Genomic DNA, 1403 nt, shown 5'->3' with positions numbered 1-1403 from the left:
TAAAGTGCACCCCTTTGTCAAGACAATTTTTTAGTAGATTTATAGTTAGGTTGATAAACAGTATCATAATGCTTTCCCTTAAATACACTTCACCTGTTGATGAAAATTATGTCAGGGACATGCCATCGCAGATGGTGCGTCAGCATCCTTGACGTAATTTCCATCTGCAGGTATAATTTTTCTCAGGAAAGCAAATAAATTATTTGTTGTATATTTCAGCGGGAGTCTTATAGCTAAGACTTTGATGCGGCCTTTTATAATTATAATATTTCAAGTAGCCGTTGATTCCAATGCGTGCCTCCCGTGGATTCTGGTAATCCTGCAGATAAATATTTTCATATTTAACACTGCGCCACAATCTTTCAATAAAAATATTGTCATAGGCACGCCCTCGATGGTCCATGCTGATCCTTGAACCTGATTCAAGAAACAAATTTGTGTATTTTGGGCTTGTAAAATGACTCCCCTGGTCACTATTTATAATTTCGGGTGCTGACTTTTTCAAAGCATTTTTGCATGCTTCAAGTACAAAGTAAATTTCAAGATTGTCATCTATTTCCCAATCCACAACAAAACGTGAATACCAGTCGATGATTGCCACCAGGTAAAGCCAGCTTTTGTGTATTGGAACGTAGGTAATATCAATGCTCCACACTTGATCAGGATACATTATTACAAGGTTTTTGAGCAGGTAAGGATAAATAGTATTGGCTGGTTCTGGTTTACTTGTATTCTGCCGTGGGTAAATAGCCTGGATTCCCATTTCTCTCATATGCCTGAGCACAGCCTTTCTATTTATAATCAAACCTTTGTATTTTCTAAGCCATACAGCAATTCTCCTGTATCCAAAGTAGGGATGCTGTGTATATATTTTATCGATTTCCCTTTTTACAAATAAGTCATGCTCATCCGGCAAAGCAGGCTTATAATAGAGGGAGGTTCTGTTGAGTCCAAGCAGAGCAGCTTGTACAGAAACCGGGAGATTCCTCTGGTTGAAATCGATCATGGAAATGCGTTCACTGCGGTTAAAATTAGAAATCAGATTTTTTTTTCATCCACTCATTCTGGGTGGTAAGCCTGCCAATTTGCTTATATAGTTCATCTATCTTGTCTTCATATTGCTTTTCCATCTGCTTTGTTTTAGATGCTTCTTTTTCAAAAAGCTGTGAAAAATTCTTTACAGCTTCTGTTTTCCATCTTGTGAGCATATTGGGATGGACTTGATTTTCAGAAGCTATTTCGCTTAAAGTACGTTCTCCACGAAGTACTTCCAGTACTAATTTTGCTTTGAATTCGGAGCTGTAATTTTTCCTCATGTGATTCACCATCCTTAATAAAAATATTATGGAGAACCTAACTAAAAAGCAAACATTTTTTTGTCTGAATTCTTGGGTCCATTATAT

The 1403-nt window shown here is 37.0% G+C and carries 1 protein-coding gene; it reads right to left on the bottom strand.

Annotated elements, in window-relative coordinates:
• Positions 1-199: 199 nt before the first annotated feature.
• A protein-coding gene (locus J5G60_RS18315) for an IS3 family transposase (RefSeq protein WP_190972282.1) occupies positions 200-1316 on the bottom strand; the annotation gives its coding sequence in 2 pieces (ribosomal slippage) (positions 200-1042 and positions 1044-1316; 1116 coding nt in all).
• Between the last annotated feature and the right edge of the window lie 87 nt (positions 1317-1403).

Source organism: Clostridium sp. HV4-5-A1G, from assembly GCF_900184915.1.
Classification (GTDB): domain Bacteria; phylum Bacillota; class Clostridia; order Clostridiales; family Clostridiaceae; genus Clostridium_B; species Clostridium_B aromativorans.
The sequence above is the reverse complement of the archived record's forward strand: the minus strand, read 5'-3'. Positions and strand labels throughout refer to the sequence as shown.